The organism is Pseudomonas sp. LFS074 (genome assembly GCF_047978165.1).
Lineage (GTDB): Bacteria > Pseudomonadota > Gammaproteobacteria > Pseudomonadales > Pseudomonadaceae > Aquipseudomonas > Aquipseudomonas putida_P.
This window is the reverse complement of sequence record NZ_JBFPFV010000001.1, coordinates 1755254-1777637: the sequence shown is the minus strand read 5'-3', so window position 1 is coordinate 1777637 and position 22384 is coordinate 1755254. Positions and strand designations below refer to the sequence as shown.

General features: G+C 62.9%; 19 protein-coding genes. 10 read left to right on the top strand and 9 right to left on the bottom strand.

Features of this window, described 5'->3' with window-relative positions:
* Positions 1-176: 176 nt before the first annotated feature.
* On the top strand, positions 177-620 hold the full coding sequence (locus ACNQP3_RS08205; RefSeq protein ID WP_264316921.1) for an acetyltransferase: 444 nt from the start codon (positions 177-179) through the stop codon (positions 618-620).
* A gap of 100 nt (positions 621-720) precedes the next feature.
* Positions 721-1458 carry a GntR family transcriptional regulator gene (locus ACNQP3_RS08200; protein WP_012271253.1) on the top strand — a complete coding sequence of 246 codons (738 nt, stop codon included), beginning with the start codon at positions 721-723 and terminating at the stop codon, positions 1456-1458.
* 24 nt (positions 1459-1482) lie between these two features.
* Here the strand turns inward: ACNQP3_RS08200 and ACNQP3_RS08195 are convergent, their stop codons facing one another.
* Complete coding sequence (locus tag ACNQP3_RS08195) at positions 1483-4563, bottom strand: MexW/MexI family multidrug efflux RND transporter permease subunit (protein WP_264316920.1); 3081 nt, start codon at positions 4561-4563, stop codon at positions 1483-1485.
* The gene (locus ACNQP3_RS08190; RefSeq protein ID WP_264316919.1) at positions 4560-5657 is read right to left on the bottom strand and encodes an efflux RND transporter periplasmic adaptor subunit; all 1098 of its coding nucleotides are present in this window, start codon (positions 5655-5657) and stop codon (positions 4560-4562) included. The genes ACNQP3_RS08195 and ACNQP3_RS08190 overlap by 4 nt, the downstream gene beginning before the upstream one ends.
* A gap of 84 nt (positions 5658-5741) precedes the next feature.
* On the opposite strand from ACNQP3_RS08190, the gene soxR reads away from it, so the two are divergent.
* Complete coding sequence (soxR, locus tag ACNQP3_RS08185; protein WP_012271250.1) at positions 5742-6197, top strand: redox-sensitive transcriptional activator SoxR; 456 nt, start codon at positions 5742-5744, stop codon at positions 6195-6197.
* A 259-nt stretch (positions 6198-6456) separates the two neighbouring features.
* Positions 6457-6705: a CsbD family protein gene (locus tag ACNQP3_RS08180; protein WP_012271249.1), complete on the top strand. Its 249-nt coding sequence runs from the start codon at positions 6457-6459 to the stop codon at positions 6703-6705.
* Positions 6706-6757: 52 nt separating this feature from the next.
* On the opposite strand, the gene ACNQP3_RS08175 is transcribed toward ACNQP3_RS08180, so the two are convergent.
* From ACNQP3_RS08175 to ACNQP3_RS08160, 4 genes are all read right to left on the bottom strand, one after another.
* Positions 6758-8011 (bottom strand): OprD family porin, encoded by a 1254-nt coding sequence (locus tag ACNQP3_RS08175; protein WP_069943366.1) that lies wholly within the window; start codon positions 8009-8011, stop codon positions 6758-6760.
* 67 nt (positions 8012-8078) lie between these two features.
* The gene (locus tag ACNQP3_RS08170) at positions 8079-9383 is read right to left on the bottom strand and encodes a CitMHS family transporter (protein WP_264316918.1); all 1305 of its coding nucleotides are present in this window, start codon (positions 9381-9383) and stop codon (positions 8079-8081) included.
* A 123-nt stretch (positions 9384-9506) separates the two neighbouring features.
* A complete protein-coding gene (locus tag ACNQP3_RS08165) occupies positions 9507-10823 on the bottom strand; it encodes a dicarboxylate/amino acid:cation symporter (RefSeq protein ID WP_012271246.1) in 1317 nt (438 codons plus the stop codon).
* Positions 10824-10896: 73 nt separating this feature from the next.
* Positions 10897-11976 (bottom strand): 4-oxalomesaconate tautomerase, encoded by a 1080-nt coding sequence (locus ACNQP3_RS08160; RefSeq protein WP_081337058.1) that lies wholly within the window; start codon positions 11974-11976, stop codon positions 10897-10899.
* A 147-nt stretch (positions 11977-12123) separates the two neighbouring features.
* Between ACNQP3_RS08160 and ACNQP3_RS08155 the strand changes: the two genes are divergently transcribed.
* Positions 12124-13017 carry a LysR family transcriptional regulator gene (locus ACNQP3_RS08155; RefSeq protein ID WP_012271244.1) on the top strand — a complete coding sequence of 298 codons (894 nt, stop codon included), beginning with the start codon at positions 12124-12126 and terminating at the stop codon, positions 13015-13017.
* A 103-nt stretch (positions 13018-13120) separates the two neighbouring features.
* Here ACNQP3_RS08155 and ACNQP3_RS08150 read toward each other — a convergent pair whose 3' ends face one another.
* The gene (locus ACNQP3_RS08150) at positions 13121-13417 is read right to left on the bottom strand and encodes a DUF3144 domain-containing protein (RefSeq protein ID WP_012271243.1); all 297 of its coding nucleotides are present in this window, start codon (positions 13415-13417) and stop codon (positions 13121-13123) included.
* Positions 13418-13813: 396 nt separating this feature from the next.
* Between ACNQP3_RS08150 and mtlD the strand changes: the two genes are divergently transcribed.
* Positions 13814-15958: a bifunctional mannitol-1-phosphate dehydrogenase/phosphatase gene (mtlD, locus tag ACNQP3_RS08145; RefSeq protein WP_012271242.1), complete on the top strand. Its 2145-nt coding sequence runs from the start codon at positions 13814-13816 to the stop codon at positions 15956-15958.
* 102 nt (positions 15959-16060) lie between these two features.
* Here the strand turns inward: mtlD and ACNQP3_RS08140 are convergent, their stop codons facing one another.
* Positions 16061-16534 carry a GNAT family N-acetyltransferase gene (locus ACNQP3_RS08140; protein ID WP_264316917.1) on the bottom strand — a complete coding sequence of 158 codons (474 nt, stop codon included), beginning with the start codon at positions 16532-16534 and terminating at the stop codon, positions 16061-16063.
* Positions 16535-16717: 183 nt separating this feature from the next.
* On the opposite strand from ACNQP3_RS08140, the gene ACNQP3_RS08135 reads away from it, so the two are divergent.
* The 4 genes from ACNQP3_RS08135 to ACNQP3_RS08120 all read left to right on the top strand — a co-directional run bounded on the left by ACNQP3_RS08135 (position 16718) and on the right by ACNQP3_RS08120 (position 20999).
* The gene (locus tag ACNQP3_RS08135; protein WP_012271240.1) at positions 16718-17500 is read left to right on the top strand and encodes an aldolase; all 783 of its coding nucleotides are present in this window, start codon (positions 16718-16720) and stop codon (positions 17498-17500) included.
* A 44-nt stretch (positions 17501-17544) separates the two neighbouring features.
* Positions 17545-18432: a dihydrodipicolinate synthase family protein gene (locus ACNQP3_RS08130; RefSeq protein ID WP_012271239.1), complete on the top strand. Its 888-nt coding sequence runs from the start codon at positions 17545-17547 to the stop codon at positions 18430-18432.
* A 76-nt stretch (positions 18433-18508) separates the two neighbouring features.
* Positions 18509-19723 (top strand): benzoate/H(+) symporter BenE family transporter, encoded by a 1215-nt coding sequence (locus tag ACNQP3_RS08125; RefSeq protein ID WP_069943364.1) that lies wholly within the window; start codon positions 18509-18511, stop codon positions 19721-19723.
* A 58-nt stretch (positions 19724-19781) separates the two neighbouring features.
* A complete protein-coding gene (locus ACNQP3_RS08120; RefSeq protein WP_012271237.1) occupies positions 19782-20999 on the top strand; it encodes an MFS transporter in 1218 nt (405 codons plus the stop codon).
* A gap of 29 nt (positions 21000-21028) precedes the next feature.
* Here ACNQP3_RS08120 and ACNQP3_RS08115 read toward each other — a convergent pair whose 3' ends face one another.
* The gene (locus tag ACNQP3_RS08115; protein ID WP_264316916.1) at positions 21029-22339 is read right to left on the bottom strand and encodes a T6SS phospholipase effector Tle1-like catalytic domain-containing protein; all 1311 of its coding nucleotides are present in this window, start codon (positions 22337-22339) and stop codon (positions 21029-21031) included.
* Between the last annotated feature and the right edge of the window lie 45 nt (positions 22340-22384).

Below are 22384 nucleotides of genomic sequence, written 5' to 3'. Positions count from 1 at the left end.
CCGCCATTGCCCCACACTGCGCAATCCGGGTAATCTTCCGCACTCTTCCCTTCCGGCCTCCCCTGCCGTGCACCGCCCAGGCGTTAACTCGCGAAGCGGTCATTCATGATGCCGACCCCGCATGGCCGCCACCTGTTGGCGCGCCCATCCGCCATCAATTCACTCAGGATGACCGCATGATCATTCGCCAAGGCATCGCTGCAGACTACCCGCAGTTGCTCGACATCTGGCTGCGCGCCGTACGCGCGACGCACCACTTTCTACAACCCTGCGACATCGACGCGCTGTTGCCACAGCTGCGTGACCTGTATTTTCCGGCCGTCGAGCTGTGGGTTGCAGTAGACACCGATGACCAGCCACTGGGCTTCATCGGCTTCAATGATAACCACGTGGAAATGCTCTTCGTCGACCCCGCGCGCCACGGCCAGGGCATTGGCCGCGCACTGCTGGATTTCGGCCGCCAGTCGCGCAGCACGATGAGTGTCGATGTCAACGAGCAGAACCCGCAGGCAACAGGGTTTTACCAGCACTATGGCTTTGTCCAGACCGGCCGCTCGCCGCTGGACGGTGAAGGCCGCCCGTTCCCTTTGCTGCACATGAGCTTGCCCGCCGATCCATGACCGACACTGGGCGACCAACCTGCAGAGGGCCGGTGAAGCGTTCGAAATTCTGTCGCTGATACACTATCAAGCGATGAAGTTTGCGAGACCGAGCAAAGGTATGAACCCGACGCGCTATTCCACCGTGGCAAAGGACTTGATGGAAGGCATTGCCAGTGGCCGCTACCCGGTAGGCAGCCTGCTGCCGACCGAGTTCGAGCTGTGCGACCTTTACGAGGTGAGCCGCCATACGGTGCGCGCAGCGATCGACCAGTTGCTCAACCAGGGGCTGGTGTCGCGGCGCAAGCGCGTGGGCACTCGGGTCGAGGCCAGCAGCCCGCGCGGCGGCTATTCGCAATCGCTGGCCAGCGTGGCCGACCTTGCACACCTGGCCGAAACCCAGCAGCGGGAAATCCAGAACGTGCGCCACTTCGTCGCCGACCTGAGCGAGGCCACGCGGCTGGGGTTGGTGCCGGGGGAGCATTACTTCTGCGTGTCGAGCATTCGCGTCGACCGCCTGCACAATGCCGCACCGCTGTGCTGGACCGATGTGTATGCACAGCGCGACCATGCCGAGGTTATCGAGCTGGCGCGCGAACACCCCGACCAGCTGATTGCCGGGCTGATCGAGCAGCACTATGGCCGGTCGATCGCCGTGGTCGACCAGCAGGTGCGGGCGGTGTTGCTGACCGCTGAAATGGCCCGGGTGCTAAGGGCCGAGGCGGGTTCGCCTGGGCTGAAGATCACCCGTCATTACCGCGAGGAAAACGGTGACCTGATGGCGGTTTCCGAGACCGTGCACCCGGATGACCGCTTTACCCTGGTCACCCAGATGCGTCGCGACCGTTCGCCATCCTGATCGCGCAATCGGGGCTGCTGCGCTTCACATACCCAGAACGCGTTCAGCCTCCAGCAACTGCTGCGCCCGCCCCGTGGTCACCCGATGATCTCGCGCCAACCACCGATAGATCGTCGGCAACACGAACAAGGTAAATAACGTCCCCACCAGCATCCCGCACACAATCACCACCCCCAGCCCGAAGCGGCTATTGGCCCCGGCACCACTGGCGAACAGCAGTGGCAGCACGCCAAAGGTCATCGCCGCCGTGGTCATCAACACCGGCCGCAAGCGTATCTGCGCAGCTCGGACAATGGCGGCAGCACGATCAAGGTTGTCGCGCACCTGGATCTCGTTGGCGAACTCCACCATCAGGATGCCGTGCTTGCTGATCAGGCCGATCAGCGTCACCAGGCCAATCTGCGTGTAGATGTTCAACGTGGCCCAGCCCAGCGCCAGCGGCAGCAGTGCGCCGCAGATCGACAGTGGCACGGTCACCAGAATGATCAACGGGTCGACCAGGCTTTCGTACTGCGCTGCCAGCACCAGGTAGATCACCACCAAGGCAGCGAGAAACGCCCACATCAAGGCAAAACCCTCCTGCACATACTGGCGCGACTCCGATTGCCAATCGTGGCTGAAGCCCGGCGGCAGTTCGGTGGTGAGCTGTTCGAGAAATGCCACGGCGTTGCCCATCGACACTCCTGGCGCCGGGATCGCCTGCAGGGTACTGGCGTTCTGCTGATCGAACTGCAATAGGCGGTTGGGCGCCACCTCGATATCCAGGTGCACCACCGTAGCCAACGGCACCAGGCTGCCGTTTTCGGCGCGCACGTATTGACGATTGAGCGCCGCAGGCGTCAGGCGCTGGTCCTGAATACTCTGCGGGATCACGTCATAGGACCGCCCGAACAGGGCGAAACGGTTGAGGTACTGCTCGCCCACCAGCACCCCCAGCGACTCGCCAATGGCCTGCATGCTGATGCCCAGGCTAGCCGCCTTGGCGCGGTCGACGCGCACCTTGACCACTGGGTTGTTGTAGTCGAGGTCGCTGTCCACCACGGCAAACAGCCCGCTGTCGCGGGCGCGCTGCTTGAGCACCTCCATGGTCTGGTACAGCTCGGGGTAATCCTGGGCACTGCGCAGCACCATCTGCACCGGCAGGCCGCCACTGGAACCCGGCAGCGAAGCGACCTGGAAGGCGAAGATGCTGCTGCCTTCGATATCCGCCACTGCCTGCTGCAACTGTGCCTGCACCTGCGCGGCAGAACGCTCGCGCACCTGCCAGGCGCTGAGGTTGATGCCACCAAAACTGGCGGCCGGGCCGTCGGTGCCGTTGATGATCCAGGTGTCGGTGGTTTCGCCGATGGACTTCATCACCTCGTCCAGTTTCAGCGCAAAGTGCTCCACATATTCCAAGCTGGCATGCTGCGGCGACTTGATGGCGGTCAGCACCGCCGCCTGGTCCTCGGCCGGGGCCAGCTCACGCTGGGGCAGCAGGTACAGCCAGGGCAGGCTCAGGCACACCAGCAGCGCCACGCCGCCACTGATCCAGCGATGTGTCAGGGTGTAGGCCAGCACCCGTCCATAGGCGCCAGTCAACCCAGCGAACAACCGATCGGCCATGTTGGCCATCGCGCCATGCTGCTGTCCGGGTTGCAATAGCAACGAGCTCATTACCGGCGACAACGTCAGCGCCACGATGCCCGAAACGATCACCGCTCCCGCCAAGGTCAGGGCAAATTCGCGGAACAGCGTGCCGGTCAGCCCGCCCATCAGCCCGATCGGCGCATACACCGCCGCCAGGGTCAGGGTCATGGCGATCACCGGCCCGGCGATTTCCCGTGCCCCGATCAATGCCGCAGCGACCGGTGACCTGCCCTCTTCGATATGCCGGTGCACGTTCTCCACCACCACGATGGCATCGTCCACCACCAAGCCGATGGCCAACACCATCGCCAGCAACGTCAGCAGGTTGAGGCTGAAGCCGAACAGCAACATCAGGCCCGCGGCACCGAGCATCGACAGCGGGATGGCAACCACCGCAATCAGCACGCTGCGCAGCGAACCCAGGCACAGCCAGATCACCAGCACCACGATCAGCATCGCCTCCACCAAGGTGCGCAGTACTTCATGGATCGAAGCGTCGATGAAACGTGCGGTCTCGTAGGCCAGCGCCACATGCACACCGGGTGGCAGGGTCTGCTGAATCTGCGGCAACAGTTGGCGAATACCCTCGACGATCACCAGTGGGTTGCCGGTCGGCGTGGGGAACAGCCCCAGGTGCACGGCAGGCCTGCCATCCATGGTGGCGCTGGTCTGGGTGGCCGCCGCATTCAGCTCGACGGTGCCGACATCGCGCAGGCGTACCAAATCGGTGCCATCGTTGCGAATGATCAGCTCACGGAAGTCCTCGACCCGGGTCAGGTCGGTGTCCACCTGGATGTCGGCCAGCACGTATTGTCCGCGCACCTGGCCCGGCGTCGCCTGGTAGTTGTTGGCACGCACCGCCTGCGCCACGTCCGCTGCTGTCACCCCGCGCCCAGCCATCTGTTCACTGTCCAGCCACAGGCGCATGGCCAGGCGCTGCCCGCCAAACGACTGCACCTTGGCCACGCCGTCGATGCCAGAAAACTGCGGTTCCACCACCCGCGACAGGTAATCGCTCAGCTCCGGTATCGACAGGCTGTCGCTGGCAAAGCCCACGTAGGCTACCGCCGTGGAGTCGCCAGCCGAAAGCTCTACCACCGGGTCGTAGGCCTTTTCCGGCAGGCGATAGCGCACCTGGTTGACCTTGGCCATGGTCTCGGCCAGCGCCTGGGTCGAGTCGCGGTTGAGCACCATGCGCAACGTGATCAGACTGCGCCCCTGCTGCGAGGACGACGACAGGTAGTCGATGCCCTCGACCGACGACACCGCCTGGGTAATCGGCTGGGTCACAAAACCCTGCATCAGCTCGGCGGAGGCGCCGGGGTACTCGGTACTGATGGTAATGGTCGAGCTTTCCAGCAAGGGGTACTGGCGGATCGGCAATTTGCCCATGGCAAACAGCCCCATCAGGATGATCAGGCTGCTGACCACCAGCGCCAGCACCGGCCGGCGCACGAAGACATCGGTAAACTTCACGACTGCCGCCCTCCCTGGTTGGCCTGCAGGCTGTCCTGCGCCACGGGCTCGACCGGCATGCCGTCACTGAGCTTCAACTGGCCGGAAACCACCACCCGGTCACCGGGCGCCAGGCCGGACGTGACCTCCACCCGCCCTTGCCAGCGCTCACCGGTGGTTACCCGCACCCGGCTGACCCGAGTGCCATGCGCCGGGTCCTGGGTCGCAACGAATACCGTCTGGCCATAAGCGGTGTAGGTGATCGCGGTTTCCGGCACGGCCAGCACGGTCGACGGCTGCGCGGCATCCAGGCGCACGCCAGCGTACATGCCCGGCTGCAACTGCCCATCCGGGTTCGGCAAGGCTGCCTGCACCTGCACCAGGCGCGCCTTGCTGACCACCGGATCGACCGCCACCACCCGGGCCTGGAAGCCTTGCCCGCGCACTGCGTCCACCGTCAGTGCCAGCACTTGCCCGACGTGCACTTCGGGGGCAGCCTGCTCGCCCAAGGCAAAATTCACATGCAACTGGCTGATGTCAGCCAGGCTGACAATCGCCTCGCCGGCGCCCAGGTATTGGCCCTGATGCACCCGACGGATGCCGAGCTTGCCGGCAAACGGTGCGCGAATGGCCTTCTGCGCGATCAACGCCTCGACATGCTGCAGCTCACCACTGGCCACGTCCACGGCAGTGGCGGCGTTGTCCAGCAGCTCTTGCGACACGGCATTCATCGCCCGCAGCTTGCGGCTGCGCTGCAGCACCACTTCAGCGTTACGCAATTTTGCCCGCAACTGCACCCGCTGGGCCTGCTCCGGCGCGTCGTTGAGCTGCACCAGCAACTGCCCGGCCGTTACCGTCTGCCCCGACTCGAAGGCGATGCGGGTAATACGCCCCGCCGTCTCAGCCGCCACCTGCACCTGGTTGACCGCCTCCAGCTCCCCCGAAGCAAAGTTCTGCCGCGCCAGCTGCACCTGCTCGGCCGTGGCCAAGGCCACCTTGGTCGCCGGCCACGCCGCCGCAGCGGGTGGCGCCGAGCCGCTACCCACCAACGCATAGGCAGCGGCCAGCACACCGGCTACAGCGCCGGCCCAGGCCAATAACGTCCGTTTGTTCATGCAGAGCTCCGATCATGAGGAAAGCGGTTGCGGGGAAGATCGGGCAGGACTATAAGAGCTCAACTTAACTTGAGGTCAACACGCATGGCGGTGGACAACACGCGAATGCTCACAGTGGGTGAAGTGGCCAAACGCAGTGGCGTGGCGGTGTCTGCGCTGCATTTCTACGAAACCAAGGGGCTGATCGCCAGCGTCCGTACGGCGGGCAACCAGCGCCGCTACCCCTCACTGGTGCTGCGTACACTGGCGATTATCAAAGTGGCACAGCGCACCGGTATTCCGCTGGAGGACATCAAGCAGGCATTCAGCCGTTATGCGCCCAACAGCAAGCTTACGGCGGCGCAGTGGGGCGAGATGTCCACGGCCTGGCGCGAAGACCTTAACGCCCGGATTCGCACGCTGGAGGCGTTGCGCGACAGCCTGGACAACTGCATTGGTTGCGGTTGCCTGTCACTGGAGGACTGCCCGCTGCGTAACCCCGAGGATGTGCTGGCCAAGGAAGGTAGCGGGGCGCGAATTCTTGAGAAGAAGGCCCGCTAGCCTCGCCCTCTCAAGCCAGGTGCGATCCCTTGTAGGAGCGGCCTTGTGTCGCGATCGGGCTGCAGGGCAGCCCCGGCAATGTGTGCGTCGTTGCTGAGATCCTGGGGCCGCTTTGCGGCCCGATCGCGACACAAGGCCGCTCCTACAGGGACCGCGTGGCCTGACGGTAATAAGCAATCGTTTGGAACCATTGCGGCCTGCCAACGCCCTAAGCCTGTGCTGTTAACCCTAGCCGTTCACAGGAAGGAACTAAGCCATCATGAAACGCGAACAGATCGAAGGTGTTGCAGAGAACCTTGCAGGCAAGGCGCAGAGCGCTGTCGGCCGGCTGGTCGAAGACCCCTCGCTGGAGGCCGAAGGCGATGCGCGTCAGGCTGCAGGCCAGGTGACCAAGACCTATGGGGATGCCCTGGACACGGTGTCTTCGTTCGTCAAGGAAAAACCTATCGCCGCGCTGGCAATCACCGCCGCTGTCACACTGGTGATTTCTCGCCTACTGCGCCGTTGACCCAGGGCGCAGCAGCCGGTTCAGGGCCGGACATGTGGTCCGGCCTGCACCCTCACCAGATGGCGATATCGTAGGTAAGGTACAAGCGATTGCTGTCGCGCCCGCGGGCAAAATCCGAACGATAGATATAGTTGCGCAGCTTCACACCCAAACCTTTCAGCGGCCCGCCCTGCACCACGTAGGCAAGCTCGGCGTCACGTTCCCACTCCTTGATGCCCTCGGCACCCGAGCGGCCATTATCGCCACTCAGGTATCGCGCCATGAAGGTCAGGCCCGGCACGCCTGCTGCCGCAAAGTTGTAGGCGTAGCTTGCCATCCAGGTCTTTTCTTCTTCCTCGATGAACTTGCCGATGCCGACGTTGCTGAACGAATACACCGTCGCACCGCTGATGTAAGGCAACCCTGCCTCACCGTCGAGCACCTGGTAGCCGGCACCGAGGGTATGGCCCGAATGGGCATAGGCCATCTGCCCGCTGAACATGTCGTTGTCGATTGCGCCGCCCTGGGCGGCACCGCTGTCGCGGCTCTTGAAATAGCGCAGGTCAGTGCTCAACACACCACCCGCCAGCGGCAGTTCGTGTACCAGGCCGGCGAAGTCCTGCCGGTAGAAGTGCTCGAGCTGGCCATGGAAGTAGCTCAGGCGCAGTTGTTTGCTGACGGCATAATCGGCGCCGGCGAAGTTGAAGTCACCGGACCTGCCGCCCGCGTACCCATCCAGGTACAGGCCGGTGCTGTCCGATGAATCACGCTGTTTGAAGCGGTCCAGGTGGCCCGCTGTCAGTGTCAGCCCGTCGATATCCGTACTGGTCAGCTGGGTACCCTCGTACGTCTGCGGCAACAGCCGCGCGTCGTTGTAGACCAGCACCGGCGTTTTCGGCAGCAAGGTACCGTGCTTGACCACAGTCTGCCCGACGCGGGCCTTGGCCGTTACCCCGGCGCTGGCAAATTCGTCCGCCGCACGACCGTCGTCATGAACCGGCAGCAGCCCGGTGCCGCTGCGCCCACGGCCAGAGTCCAGCCTGACACCCACCAGCCCGAGGGCGTCCAGCCCCACGCCCAATGCGCCGGGCGTGAATCCGGATTGGTAGTCCAGCAGAAAACCCTGTGCCCACTCCACCCGCTCGCTTTTGGCGCTAGCGGCAGCACGTGCACTCATGCCGTGTTCGTCGCGGAAATTCTCGTTGAAGTAGACGTTGCGTAGTTGAAGCTTGAGCTTGCTGTCATCGACGAAACCGGCAGCGCCGGCAACAGGCAGCCAGCCGCAGAGCAGGCCACACGTGGCCCCACGGAACACAGCACGGGACATGATCGGTACTCTTGTTGTTGTTTTCAGGATGCACAAGGTGCCGGGCGCCGGGCAGCGCCCGTAACGCTCAGACGAAGAAGGACAAGGCCCCTGTGAGCAAAGCCAGTGCAGTGATCACCAGCGAGGTGAGCACGGCCCACTTGAAGGTCGCCTTCTGGAAGTCACCGATGTCGCGGTCGACCATGCCGACCAGCAGCAACGTCGACGCCACCAGCGGGCTCATCAGGTGCACCGGCTGGCCGAGCACCGAGGCGCGGGCAATTTCCAGCGGGTCGATGCCGTAAGCCGCTGCGGCGTTGGCCAGGATCGGCACCACGCCAAAGTAATAGGCGTCGTTGGACAGCACGAAGGTCAGTGGCATGCTGGTCAGCGCCACCACCAACGGGAACCAGTGGCTCCATTCTTCGGGAATCCAGTCCACCAGGGTTTGCGCCAGGGCGTCGACCATCTTGGTACCCGAGAAGATCCCGGCAAAGATACCCGCGGCGAACACCAGCAGCACCACCGTCATGGCGTTACCCGAGTGCGCCAGAATGCGCGCCTTCTGCAGTTCCAGCTGTGGGTAGTTGATCATCAGCGCGGCGACGAAGCCGATCATGAACAGGATGGCGGCATGCATCAGCCCCATTACCAGCGCAGTCATGACGGCGATGACCAGCAACAGGTTCACATAGGCCAGGCGCGGGCGCTTGTACGGGTTGTCGCCGAGGATTTCCTTGATGTAGCAGTTGCCGCCACCGGACTCCAGGGCGATGTTGCCGATGCGGCGGCGTTCGGTGCGCCCCAGCAGGAAGGCCGTGAACACCACCCAGGCCGCACCGCCAATCATGGTCGGCAGCATCGGGATGAAGTACTCGCTGGCGTCCAGCCCAAGCGCGGCAATGGCCCGCGTGGCCGGCCCGCCCCACGGGCTCAGGCCGCTCATGATGCTTAGCGACAGCATCGACACCGTGGCCAGAATCATCGGGTTCATGCCGATACGCTTGTAGAGCGGCAGCATGGCGGCACAGGTGATCATGTAGGTGGTCGTGCCATCGCCGTCCAGTGCCACCAGAAGTGACAGCAGTGCAGTGCCGATGGCGATCTTGACCGGGTCGCCATTTACCCGCTTGAGGATCTTGCGGATCAGCGGGTCGAACAGGCCGGCATCGATCATCAGGCCAAAGAACAGGATGGCAAACAGCAGCAGCGCTGCCGATGGCGCAACCATTTTCAGGCCGTCGAGCATCATCTTGCCCAGTTCGGGGGCAAAGCCGCCGATGACGGCGAACACGATCGGGACAACGGTCAGCGCAACGATAGGCGACAGGCGCTTGCTCATGATCAGGTAGGTGAAGGTCACCACCATGATCAGGCCCAGGAGTGCGAGCATGGTCTTTCTCTCTTGTTTTTATTGTGCGTGGCCGCCCGCCGGGCAGGCAGCCTCCAACCCCACTCGGCATCGCTGCGACGCTGAGTGGAATTTTGAGTCAATGTTCAGTAGTACGAAGGGCGTTCAGCCCTGGCGGTGCGGCTCGGCGGGCCAAGTGGCCTGGCCAGGCGTAGCGCAATCCGGCTGTACCGGTTGTTCACCGTTGAGTGTGCGCAGCAGCGTATCCCGCTCACAGGCATTCTCGGACAGCGAGATCACCACGGTGGCCACTGCATTGCTGGCAAGGCTGGTCAGGGCGCGGGCTTCAGACATGAAGCGGTCGACGCCGATCAGCAGCGCCAGGCCGGCCAGAGGGATGTCGTGAATCACAGTCAGGGTCGAGGCCAGGGCGACGAAACCACTGCCTGTCACCCCGGCGGCGCCTTTGGACGACAGCAACATGATCGCCAGCATGGTCAGCGTCTGCCCCAGGGTGATGTCGATGTTGCAGGCCTGGGCGATGAAGATGGCCGCCAGCGACAGGTAGATGGCTGTGCCGTCGAGGTTGAACGAGTAACCGGTTGGCAACACCAGGCCTACCACACCTTTCTTGCAGCCCAGCTTTTCGAGCTTTTCCAGCATGCGCGGCAGCACCGGCTCGGTGGACGAAGTACCCAGCACCACCAGGAATTCCTCGCGAAAATAGCGCAGCAGTTTCCACAGGCTGAAACCATGGGCACGGCAGATGCCACCCAGTACGACCAGTACGAAGAACGCACAGGCGATGTACAGCGTACCCACCAGCTTGGCCAGGGCACCGAGCGAGGTGATGCCGTACTGCCCGACGGTAAAAGCCAGCGCACCAAAGGCACCCACCGGCGCAAAGCGCATCAGGTAGCCAAAAATGCGGAACACCATGGTCGAGGCAGACTCCAGCACATCCAGCACTGGCTTGCCCTTGTCCCCCATCGACGACAGGGCGAAGCCGCTGAGCACGGCAATGAACAGCACCGGCAACACTTCACCCTTGTTGAAGGCACCGATGAAGGTATCGGGAATGATGTGCATGAAGAAGTCGACCACGCCCAGCTTGGCTGCCGACGCGGTGTACTGGCTGAGGCCTTCGGTGCTGAGGGTGGCGGGGTCGATGTTCATGCCCACACCCGGTTTGAACAGGTAAACCGCCGCCAGGCCAATCACCAGGCTCACCACCGTCAGGCCCAGGAACAACAGCAACGTCTTGCTCATCAGGCGCCCCAGCGAGCGCTTGTCGGTCATCCCGGCGATGCCGGTGACAATGGTGCAGAACACCACCGGGGCGATCATCATCTTGATCAGCTTGATGAAGGCGTCGCCCAAGGGCTTGAGCGCAACGGCCTGTTGCGCCCAGAAGTGGCCGACCAATACGCCCAGCAGGACGGCGCAAAGGATCTGGAAATACAGCGATTTGGCGAGTTTCATGGGGCATCACCATTGTTGAAATTGTGCGGATGCGCTTGGTGCATGTATGAAGCAGGCGGCATGCCGCCTTTGACTACCCTGCCAGCCTGCGCAAGGTAGGGGCGTAGACAAAGCCTGAGAAGAGCCGCCGAGCGGTTCGTACCACCGAAACCTGGGTTGTCTTGCCGTCGGCAGCACTGCGCGACAGCGCCACATCGATACCGCCGCTCGGGTGCTCCAGGCGCACGTCGGTCAACTGCCGGGCGCCCTCGCCAAGCAGGTCGCCAATTACCGTACCGGGGCTGACGCAGGCTGTCGCCAGCCCTACCGCCCCGGTGATGGCCAACGCACGGTGACAGTTGTGCGGCATGAAGTAACGCACCTGCAATGTGCCGTCGTAGCGTGGCGCAGACACCAGCACCGGCTTGGGGATTACCATGCCACTGACGTCGCCAAGGCCCATGGCCTTGCCAGCTTTCAGGCGCAGTGCTTCAAGGCGCTTGAGCAGTTTTTCATTGGCGTCGAGTTCTGCAGGGGTTTCCGATCCGGTCACCCCCAGTTGACTGGCCTGCACGACCATCATGGGCATGGCCATGTCGATGCAGGTTACCGGTACGCCATCGATCACATCCGTGGCCTTGCCGGTGGGGAACAGCTTGCCGGTCTTGCTGCCCACGGCATCGAGAAAGGTCAGGTGCACCGGGGCGGCAGTGCCCGGTACGCCATCGATTGCCGTGCGGCCTTCGTAGCGCACGATACCGCCGGGGGTTTCCACCAGCGAATTGACCAAGGTACCGGTGTTCAGGTTACGGATGCGGACCAAGGTCTTGCCATCCTGCCCTTTGACCAGGCCTTGCTCGATGGCGAACGGGCCCACGGCGCACAGCATGTTGCCGCAATTGGGCGCGGTGTCGACACGGCGCTGGGCAACCATCACCTGAACGAACAGGTAATCGACATCAGCCTCGGGGTGCAACGAAGGGCTGACGATCGCCACCTTGCTGGTTTGCGGGCTGCCGCCACCGATGCCATCGATTTCCAGCTCATGGCCAGAGCCCATCAGGTTGATCAGCAACTCGTCACGTTCGACCACATTGGCAGGCAGGTCCCAGGCGTGGAAGAACGGCCCTTTCGAGGTACCACCGCGCATGAGTACGCAAGGAATACGTTGCATGATTTTGCACTCTTGTTGATCAATGGACATCATTGATGCTGTGAGCAAAAGAGTGACAGGCCTGGATAAATCAATCCAATGCAAATATCGTAGCCATTATTGCGATTCAAACATCAATCAAACACGGCGACAGTAGCGGGTTTTCTTATGGAATATGAGCTGCAAGACATCAGATCTTTCGTGAAAATCGCCGAACTCGGCAGTTTCCACGAAGCCGCCGAAGCACTTCACCTTTCCCAGCCGGCCTTGAGCCGGCGGATCAAGAAGCTGGAGGAAGGCCTGGGCACCTCGCTACTGGAGCGCACCACCCGCCGGGTCAGCCTGACCAGCGTGGGCCGCGACTTCCTGCCCAAGGCCAGGCGCCTGCTGGATGATTTTGAAGACTCGATCCTCAGCATTCGCGAGCTGGCCGAACGCCAGACCGGCCAGGTTACCCTTGCTTGCATCCCCACCGCAGCGTTCTACTTCCTGCCGTCGGTGATCCGCGATTACAACGAGCAATACCCGAAAATCCGCATTCGCCTGCTGGACCTTAGCGCCAACGACGGGCTCGAAGCCGTGCTGCGCGGCGAGGCCGATTTCGGCATCAACATGATGAGCGGCCAGCACCCGGACATCGAGTTTGTCACACTGGTGCAAGAGCACTTTGTGCTGGCCTGCAGGCGCGACCACCCACTGGCGAACCGGGCCTCCGTTACCTGGACGGAACTGGCTGACTACCGCCTGATCGGCGTCGGCCGCCTGAGCGGCAACCGCATGCTACTGGACCACGCGTTGTCCGGGCTCAACCTGCGACCCAAATGGTTCTACGAAGTGCAACACCTGTCCACGTCGCTGGGCATGGTCGAGGCCGGGCTGGGTGTGTCCGCCATGCCCAGCCTGGCCATGCCCGACGCCGACCACCCGACGCTGGTCAGCGTGCCGCTGATCGAGCCGCAGGTTAGCCGCACGCTGGGGTTGGTATACCGGCGCGGCGCATCGTTGTCGCCTGCGGCGGAGAAGTTCGTTTCGATCTTGCTGGAGAAATGGACCAATCGCTGAGGCTTGGCCCACCCTGCCGCTGCCTCATCTGTGACCACCCACAGGTTCCCCGTTGAGTGCAGGGATACGCTATCCCTGTGGGAGCAGGCATGCCCACGCAGCCTCAGTCGTTCTTGCCCAGCATGTACTGGTCAAAATGCTCGATATGCTCGTCAAGGTTGTCCTCGAGCATCATCCGGTACTGCTCACAGAAGTACTTCAGAATCTCTTCCCGCGCGGCGCCAAGCTCGGCGCCGCTCTTGAAGCTGCGGGCGCTCATCCAGGCGCTGAAGCGGGCGGCACCGAAGGTCAGCGAGGCGCTTACCTTGCCCAGGTCTTCGAACTTTTCGATCTGCTGGTTCGCCAGTTCGATGTGCGCATCGGCACGGTCATAAAAAGCCTGGTCGGTAGCTTGGGTCATTGCGGTTCACCTTGTTGCGGGATTGGAGCGGGAGGCCAAGCCTTGCATGTCGCGGCGCATACGTGCAAGGCTGAAAAAGGATCACCCATGACGAAAAAGGACGCAAACCACCTTATGCTTGGAATCACACGTATCCATCGCTATTTGCGCCCACTGCCTGCAAAACCGACTGCAGCCAGTGGGCGTGACCTCAAGGCCAAACGCGCCGCCCGCCTCGCTTCAAAGGTTGCAAACCTCCTCTGCACTCCCCGCTCTGCCCCGCCTTATCTCTGTGTCACGCCTGAGCGTGCACCTGACAAACGCGTGCCCCCGACCTGACTGCCGACGCTGCAGTTCACACGCCGTACTCGCTTGCTACAGGCGAGATGTCCGACGCACCCACGGGGGCAACACTCGATGCTTTTCTTCCAAGGTAAACAGCTTCTCAGCGCCATCTTCGATATGGATGGCACCCTCTTCGACACCGAACGCTTGCGCTTCAAGACACTCAAGCAAGCCTCTCTTGAAATCTTCGGCAAAGCGCTGAGCGAGGACACTTTGATCGGCTCGCTGGGTTTGAGCGCGAAAAAAGCCGAGGCCCTGGCCAAGGCGCATAACGGTGAAGACTTCCCATACACCGAGATCCGCAAACGCGCGGATGAACTTGAGCTGGCGTACGTGCGCAATCACGGCGTACCGATCAAGGCCGGCCTGCTGGAGGTACTGGAACGCCTGCGCAAATCGGGCTTGACCATGGCGGTGGCCACGTCCAGTCGCCGTGCCATTGCCGAGGAATACCTGATCAACGCCAACGTGCTGAAGTACTTCGACATCACCGTCTGTGGCGATGAAGTCAGCCAGGGCAAACCCCACCCCGAGATTTTCCTGAAAGCTGCCCGCGCGCTCAATTGCGAGCCTGGCCAATGCTTCATGGTCGAAGATTCGGAGAACGGCATGCTGTCGGCCATCCGTGCTGAAGGCCAGGCGATACTGATCGAGGACATCAAACCGCCTGCCCCAGAAATCAAGGCGGCCGCGCTCAAGGCCTACCGCAGCATGACCGAGTTCCTGGCCGACTTGAGCGAGTGCGTTCCCGACCTGGGCATGCCCGAACTGAACGAAAGCTTCCCGGCCTCCATGAACCAGTTCCGCGTGGGCATTCATGGTTTCGGCGCCATCGGGGGTGGCTACCTGACGCAGGTCTTTTCCCATTGGGATGGCTACACCCGGCCTTGTGAAATCATCGCCGCGACGCGCTCGCGCATGCTGCGCGAAAGCGTCAATGCCTTCGGCCGCTACAGCGTGCGCTATGGGGCTACATCGTTCGACCAGACCATCGACAACGTGCGCATGATCGACCTGGACGATGACGACGCGGTAATCGGCATGTACACCACGGCCGAAATCATCGGCCTGAGCCTGCCCGAGCAGGCCATCCGCAACCAGGCGAAGGTGATTGCCAAAGGGCTGCTGCAACGTTTCGAACGACGTGGCCGTGAGCTTACGTTGCTGATCGTGCTTAACAAGGTGGGCGGCGCCGCGTTCGTGCGCCGCCATGTGCAAGCGGAGTTGGCCTTGCTGTGCCCGCCAGCCATCGGCAAGCAAGTGCTGGAAAAGACCCATTTCGCCGAAACGGTGGTCAGCCGCATCGTCTCCAAGCTCAGCAACGACGCACTGGTGCGGCAACTGCGCATCAAGTCGCAGATGTTCCAGAACAGCCTGGAAGACGAGCCGGCAGTTGCCACAAAGGCATCGACGCCAGTGCCTGAATACGAACGCCTGATCGGGCGCTTCAGGCCCTTTGCCCAGCCCAGCAGCGCAATGAGCCAGCTGCACCTGATCCTGTTCAACAGCGAGCCCGACATGCCGCTGTATGTAGAGCACGGCAGCGACCTGCTCGAACGCCTGCGCCAGGTGAAGACGGTGCCTGACATTGCCCAGATCCAGGTCATCAAGAACCGCCTGTGGAACGGCCCGCACGCCATCGTTGCCTGGTACGCCAGCCTGCTGGGCCATGACTCGGTAGGCCAAGGCATGGGCGACGCGCGCGTATGCGAGCTGGCCGAGCGCCTGATTCGCCAGGAAGTCGGCCCCGCACTGGTGGCGGAGTACCCGCAAATGGCAGAGGTGGTCAGCCGTTTTGCCGATACCTTCCTGGAGCGCTGTAAAACCTCGTTCAAAGACCCTTGCGCCCGGGTGGGACGCGACCCGTTGCGCAAGCTACAACGCAACGAACGCATCCTCAGCAGCATCGACCTTGCCCGCAAGCAGGGTATTGAAACCCCGGCGCTGGCCTTTGGCGCCGCCCTGGCCATTCACCATGCCCTGCGCTGCAAGGACGACAAAGCGCTGGAGGCCCAGGCCATCAGGCAGGTTTACAGGGACAACGGCGCCAGTGTCGAGGCTGTGCTTACCCATGACGTTGACTGTAATGGCAAGCGTTTTCCTGGGCTGGACCCGATCACGGACGCGCAGCTGATCAGCGCCATTTCAGACGCTTTCCGGCAGTACCCGCAAAGGGATGTAGCAAACCGACTGGACGACCTTTGCATAGGCGCTTGAACCATTGACGCCGCAGCAACGGGCTATGCCCTGTAGGTGCGGGTTCACCTGCGAAGTATCCAACGTGGCAGATGACACCGGCTTTGCCGGTGTTTTCGCGCATCAGGGCCTTATCTTTACAAAAACAAGCTCTGGGTCACCTTCGTCCAAGTTTTCAACCTGACCACTGCCGATAAAACCGCACTTTGCAAGCAGCGCCTGCATCGGCAGGTTCGACGCGTTGGTCGAGGTGAACAACTTGGTCCCAAAGGACCGGGATTCCAGCCCACGCAGAATGGCTGCGCCTACGCCACGGCGACGCGCCGAATCCCCTACCACCACCAGCGCAATGAAGTCCTGCCCGAAAAACGACTTGTCCAGTACGCCATAACCCAAGAGCACCGCAGTGTTGGCAGCGTCCGTTGCCGCCCAGCAATGGCCGCAGGCTACCGAGTAGGCAATGAATGCCCGCCGGCTTTCTTCGCGCTGCGCAATAACATCCAACGCAAAGAGTGCATCGAGGTCGGCTTCGCAAGCGAGCCGCACGTGTAAATCCAGAAACATGCTTAGACCGTATCGAGGGTTGGATCTGCTCATGGTACTCGCCTGCCACGACCGGTTCATGGTTATGAGGGCAGCAAGCTTGCGAGCATGAGGTTGCAAAGCTGTCACGCGGAGGTGTCACGCAAAGCTTGAAAATGACACAAGGTGTCATTAAGATCGCCAAGTGTCCTGAAAACACCCCTGGTCACTCAGCCTTTCATCAAGCAGGTACCGCCCATGACGACCACCATGCACACCCCCAAGGACCAGTTGGTCAAACTCGCCCAGCAGCAGATGCTGACGGCGCTGGCCGACAATACCTACACCGCCCGGCAAAAACTTGCCCTCACCTGCCGCATCCTCTTCGACGGCGGCCACGACTCTGGCCTGGCCGGGCAGATCACCGCGCGCGCCCAGGAACCTGGCACTTATTACACCCAACAACTGGGCCTGGGCTTCGACGAAATTGCCGCCTCCAACCTGCTGGTGGTGGACGAAGACCTCACCGTGCTGCAAGGCCGTGGCATGGCCAACCCGGCCAACCGCTTCCACAGTTGGCTGTACCGCGCCCGCCCCGACGTCAACTGCATCATCCACACCCACCCGCTGCACAGCGCGGCCCTGTCGATGCTGGAAGTGCCGCTGGCCATCTCGCACATGGACCTGTGCCCGTTGTTCGACGACTGCGCATTCCTCAAGGAGTGGCCCGGCGTGCCGGTGGGCAACGAGGAAGGCGAAATCATCGCGAAGGCGATTGGCGATAAGCGCGCGATCCTGCTTTCTCACCACGGTTTGCTGATTGCCGGTGGTTCGATCGAAGAAGCCTGCGTGCTCGCCCTGCTGTTCGAGCGCGCGGCAAAGATGCAACTGCTGGCCATGGGCGCCGGTGACATCCGCCCCATCCCCGAAGCACTGGGCAAAGAAGCCCACGACTGGATCTCCACCCCCAAACGTCATGGTGCCGCGTTCAGCTACTACGCGCGCCGTGCCTTGCGTGCCCATGGCGACTGCCTGGGCTGATCGAAGCTGTACTCTTTCCTCAACAACGGCAAAGGTGCCTGGTCATGTCTACTTCTGTAATTCGCGGCGTCATCGGCTACACCATCACTCCCTTCACTGCAGACGGCACACTCGACCTGGATGCCCTGGGCATGTCCATCGATAGCCTGATCGCAGGCGGTGTGCATGCCATCGCACCGCTGGGCAGCACCGGCGAAGGGGCCTACTTGTCCGACAGCGAATGGGAAACCGTGGTGCGCTTCAGCCAGGCACGCATTGCCGGGCGCGTGCCCAGCGTGGTCAGCGTGTCCGACCTGACCACCGCGCGCACCGTGCAGCGCGCCCGCCTGGCACAGGCCTGCGGCGCTACCGCTGTGATGGTGCTGCCCATCTCGTACTGGAAACTCACCGAAGCGGAAGTGATTGCCCACTACAAAGCAGTCGGCGCGGCCATCGACATCCCGATCATGCTCTACAACAACCCGGGCACCAGCGGCACCGACCTGTCGGTGGAACTGATCCTGCGCATCCTTGGCGAAGTACCCAATGTGACCATGGTCAAGGAAAGCACCGGCGACATTCAGCGCATGCACCGCCTGTTCAAAGCCACCGATGGGCAGGTGGCGTTCTACAACGGTTGCAACCCGCTCACCCTGGAAGCCCTGGTGGCCGGCGCAACGGGTTGGTGTACCGCCGCGCCCAACCTGATCCCGGCACTGAACCTGGCGCTGTGGGACGCCGTACAGCACGGTGAGCTGGCCGAAGCCCGCACGCTGTTCTACCGCCAGTACGAGCTGCTGGAGTACATCACCCGCCGTGGCCTGCCCACCACCATCAAGGCCGGCCTGAAAATGCTCGGCCAGGATGTCGGCGCGCCGCGCCTGCCCCTGCAACCGCTGGATGGACAGGGCAGCACTTACCTGAAAAGCCTGCTGGTAGCGCTGGCCAACTGACCCTCAAACCTGCCCGGCAGCCAGTCGCTGACGGGCAGCGTACTTCTGCAGCACCTGACCATTACCAGAGGCCATCATGGACGCGCCTGCACAAAGCTCTGCAACCCCGTTAAAGCTGACAGACATCCTTCACCCGGTGATAGCCGGGTTCGTTTCGGTCATCGTCAACTACGGCGGTACATTCATCCTGGTGTTCCAGGCGGCCAAAGTGGCCGGGCTGAGCCCGGAACTGACGTCATCGTGGGTCTGGGCAGTGTCGATCGGCGTCGGCCTCAGCGGCCTGGCGCTATCCTGGTACAGCCGCGAACCGATCATCACGGCCTGGTCCACGCCAGCCGCCGCGTTCCTGGTCACCGCCCTGGCCAATGTGCCTTATAGCGAGGCCGTAGGTGCGTACCTGCTGTCAGCCGCAGGCTTCGTGGTGCTGGGGCTGAGCGGGTGGTTCGAGCGCCTGGTCCGGCTCGTTCCGGGCGGCATTGCCGCCGGCCTGCTGGCGGGCATCCTGTTGCAGTTCGGCATTGGCGCCTTCGCCAGCCTGTCGGTCGACCCCGCCCTGGCCGGGCTGCTGATTGCAGCCTATGTGGCATTCAAGCGCTTCACCGCCCGTTACGCCGTGGTCGCCATTCTGTTACTGGGCCTGGGCTACCTGTTGCTACAGGGGCACGTGGGCCTGACAACCTTACGGCTGGAGTTCGCCTCACCGGTGTTCACCGCACCCACGTTCTCCGTCAATGCCGCCCTCAGCGTGGCCCTGCCACTGTTCCTGATCACCCTCACGGGGCAGTACATGCCTGGCATGCTGGTGCTGCGCAATGACGGCTTCAAGACCAGCGCCAGCCCGATCGTCGCGGTCACTGGCCTGGGTTCGTTGCTGATGGCCCCTTTCGGCTCACACGCCTTCAACATCGCCGCTATCACGGCGGCCATCTGCACCGGCAAGGAAGCCCATGAAGACCCGAGCAAGCGCTGGGTGGCGGGGATCGCTGCCGGTGTCTGCTACATCCTCGTGGGGGTGTTCGGCGTCACCCTGGCGAGTGTGTTCATGGCCCTGCCCGCCACCTTCATCACCACCCTGGCAGGCCTTGCACTACTGGGCACCATCGGCGCCAGCCTGGCCAGCGCAATGGCCGATGCCCGCTCACGCGAGGCCGCACTGATCACCTTCCTGGCAGCGGCTGCGAATATCAGCCTGCTCGGCATTGGCGGGGCCTTTTGGGGCTTGGTGATTGGCCTGCTGGCCCATGCTGCGCTGAACGGTCGCCTGCCCGGCTTCGGCGGCGCCTCCCGCTAACCGGGCTTCCACCTCCTTGCTGTGCGCCAAAGGCGCACGCCGTTCGACAGGTATCGACATGCCCCAAGCTGGCCCCAAGCTACTCACTCAAATTGCTGCCGTGCACTTCGTCAGCCATGTACACATCATGCTGATCCCGGCGCTACTGCCCGTGCTGCCTGGCCTGCTGGGGGTGGGCTTCGTCGAGCTCGGCGTAGCCCTGGCGGTGTTCAACATCGTTTCGGCCCTGGTACAGGCCCCGCTGGGTTATGCCGTCGACCACTATGGAGCGCGTAAAGTGCTCAAGGCCGGGCTGTTGCTGGGCAGCCTCAGCTTCCTGCTGCTGGCGGCCAGCCCCAGTCACGCGGTATTGCTGGTGGCAATGGCCATGGCCGGCCTGGCCAATGGCGTGTATCACCCGGCAGACTATGCACTGCTGGCCAATGGCATCGAGCCGGCACGCCTGGGGCGGTCGTTCTCTGTTCATACCTTCGCCGGCTTCCTCGGCTCGGCAGTTACGCCGGCACTTTTCCTCGGCATCGCCACCGTGTTCGGCACACCGGCAGCCCTGGCGGTGGGCGCGGTGTTCGGGGTAGCTGCGCTGCTGCTGATATCGATACCGGGCAGTGGCGTGTACCAGGCCGCCAGGCCTTGCAACAAAGAAGGCGCAGGCCTGGCGCCAACAACAGGCCGCCTGCGCGTGTTCACACCGATGATCGGCGTGCTGACGGTGTTGTTCATCCTGCTCAACCTGAGCACCAGTGCCATCGAGAAGTTTTCCGTAGCCGCCCTGATTCAGGGCCAAGGCCTGACACTGGCCTGGGCCAACACCGCACTCACCGCTTTCCTGCTGTGCAGCGCTGCCGGTGTACTGTGCGGTGGCGCCTTGGCCGACCGTACCCGGCGCCACGGTCTGGTGGCGGCGCTGGCCTTCGCACTGGCAGCGGCACTGACCGCGCTGGTGGCCCTGGGGCTGCTGCAGGGCTGGGCACTGGTGGTTGTATTGGGCGCCATTGGCCTGCTGACCGGGGTCATCGCCCCATCGCGGGACATGCTGGTCAAGGCGGCGGCGCCGCCAGGTGCCGAGGGCAAAACCTTCGGGCTGGTGTCGACCGGGTTCAACATCGGCGGCGCCCTCGGGCCGGTGGCGTTCGGCTGGATGCTCGACCAGCACCTGCCCAACGGGGTTTTCATCGCATCGGTCATGTTCATGCTGCTGACGGTGCTGCTGACGCTGGCGCAGGAGGCGTACCTGGCCAGGGCCCGCAACGCTGAACGACTGGCGCGCACCCTGTAGAAGCAGCCTTGCCCAGTCATTTCGATGGCTCAGTGTGCCGGGTTCGCATGCACCACTCGCCCGCCTGCCCCCGGCCGATTGACGAACAGCACATCCAGCACACTGTTGCGCAAGCCCTTCAGTGCATTCCAGTTCGCCGACGCATGCACGTACTTCTCGCGCAACAGCTGCTGCTCTTGCTCACTCAACCCCAGCTGGGTAACTTCTCCAAGGGCAAACGCATGCAACTTGCGGCTAATCGCCAGCAATTCATCCGGCACCCCATGTTCAGCCTGCCCGCCCAACGGCGCAAACGGCACGCCAGCCCGTACCGCCAACGCCCGCATCACGCTCAAGTACACCCGGGACAACTGCCCCGCCACCTGCCGCTCGCGGTACACCGCTGCGTACACCTGCTTTTGCGCCTCATCCGGTCGGCCGCCGGCAATCGGCTCCTCCCAGGTCGTTACTTGCGGCCTGGGTTCGCCCATATTGGCAAACGCCGAAGCCAGCAAGGCACTTGCCGTGGCATGCACGCGGCTCTGCTCGGCACGCATACCCACCGGCACACGCTGTGACTGCGGCTTGCACAGCAGTACCTGTTCCAACGTGGTTTCCGGGTACCCACCCCCTATATTCGAGTGCACGCCCGGCAGCACGATGTCGTGACCACTGCACACCAGCGGGAAGTTGTGCCGCAGCTCGTCCCCCGCCACCAGTTGCACCACCTGTCGGGCTATACCCGCAGCCAGCCCCAGGCGCAGGTTGCCATGGCGGCCGTTGGCGGGATCGAAGTCACCCTGCAACGGCGCGATGATCGCCGCTACGGTGTCGAACAGGCCGATAAAGTTGATCGAGGTTTCACACACCACCGGCAACACCCCGCCCGCGCCATCGTTCAGCAGGTTGGCCAGGTGCCGCACCGCCGCCGCTCCGCGGCTGAACCCGAACAGATCGAACTCGACCCGCTCCAGCAGTGCCTGCGGATGCGCCCGCTGCCACACCTGCAGTTGCTCGGCCATGCCCTGCAAAGCCTCGGCAACCCGCGCCTCGGCCCCCGTACGCCCACGCCCGGTGGCAGAGGCGTAGACATGGTCGGCTTCACCGGCCAGGGTGCCCACGCCCTCCACATATTGTTTCAAAAACGCCTGCGGGCCATTGGCATTGGCTGCATCTGCCGGATACAACGCATGCAAAAGGGCCACATTGCTCAAGGCATTGCCATAACTGCAGCCCTTGCTGCCCTGCTCATCCATCGCCGTGGCATTGTGCTGGTTGTTACCAGTGCCATCGAAGAACACGCCAAAACGCAGGGTGACCGGCGTTGGGGTTGGCGTGCTGCCGCTGCTCATTTTCATCATCGTGCCTTCTGCTTGCCCAAAAAGCACAAGCAGGCGCCAGCACAC

Excerpts from the sequence above, each read along its gene's own strand:
- ACNQP3_RS08205 (WP_264316921.1), top strand. The coding sequence starts at position 177 with ATGATCATTCGCCAAGGCATCGCTGCAGACTACCCGCAGTTGCTCGAC.
- ACNQP3_RS08200 (WP_012271253.1), top strand. The coding sequence starts at position 721 with ATGAACCCGACGCGCTATTCCACCGTGGCAAAGGACTTGATGGAAGGC.
- ACNQP3_RS08190 (WP_264316919.1), bottom strand. The coding sequence starts at position 5,657 with ATGAACAAACGGACGTTATTGGCCTGGGCCGGCGCTGTAGCCGGTGTG.
- soxR (WP_012271250.1), top strand. The coding sequence starts at position 5,742 with ATGGCGGTGGACAACACGCGAATGCTCACAGTGGGTGAAGTGGCCAAA.
- ACNQP3_RS08180 (WP_012271249.1), top strand. The coding sequence starts at position 6,457 with ATGAAACGCGAACAGATCGAAGGTGTTGCAGAGAACCTTGCAGGCAAG.
- ACNQP3_RS08175 (WP_069943366.1), bottom strand. The coding sequence starts at position 8,011 with ATGTCCCGTGCTGTGTTCCGTGGGGCCACGTGTGGCCTGCTCTGCGGC.
- ACNQP3_RS08170 (WP_264316918.1), bottom strand. The coding sequence starts at position 9,383 with ATGCTCGCACTCCTGGGCCTGATCATGGTGGTGACCTTCACCTACCTG.
- ACNQP3_RS08165 (WP_012271246.1), bottom strand. The coding sequence starts at position 10,823 with ATGAAACTCGCCAAATCGCTGTATTTCCAGATCCTTTGCGCCGTCCTG.
- ACNQP3_RS08160 (WP_081337058.1), bottom strand. The coding sequence starts at position 11,976 with ATGCAACGTATTCCTTGCGTACTCATGCGCGGTGGTACCTCGAAAGGG.
- ACNQP3_RS08155 (WP_012271244.1), top strand. The coding sequence starts at position 12,124 with ATGGAATATGAGCTGCAAGACATCAGATCTTTCGTGAAAATCGCCGAA.
- ACNQP3_RS08150 (WP_012271243.1), bottom strand. The coding sequence starts at position 13,417 with ATGACCCAAGCTACCGACCAGGCTTTTTATGACCGTGCCGATGCGCAC.
- mtlD (WP_012271242.1), top strand. The coding sequence starts at position 13,814 with ATGCTTTTCTTCCAAGGTAAACAGCTTCTCAGCGCCATCTTCGATATG.
- ACNQP3_RS08140 (WP_264316917.1), bottom strand. The coding sequence starts at position 16,534 with ATGAGCAGATCCAACCCTCGATACGGTCTAAGCATGTTTCTGGATTTA.
- ACNQP3_RS08135 (WP_012271240.1), top strand. The coding sequence starts at position 16,718 with ATGACGACCACCATGCACACCCCCAAGGACCAGTTGGTCAAACTCGCC.
- ACNQP3_RS08130 (WP_012271239.1), top strand. The coding sequence starts at position 17,545 with ATGTCTACTTCTGTAATTCGCGGCGTCATCGGCTACACCATCACTCCC.
- ACNQP3_RS08125 (WP_069943364.1), top strand. The coding sequence starts at position 18,509 with ATGGACGCGCCTGCACAAAGCTCTGCAACCCCGTTAAAGCTGACAGAC.
- ACNQP3_RS08120 (WP_012271237.1), top strand. The coding sequence starts at position 19,782 with ATGCCCCAAGCTGGCCCCAAGCTACTCACTCAAATTGCTGCCGTGCAC.
- ACNQP3_RS08115 (WP_264316916.1), bottom strand. The coding sequence starts at position 22,339 with ATGATGAAAATGAGCAGCGGCAGCACGCCAACCCCAACGCCGGTCACC.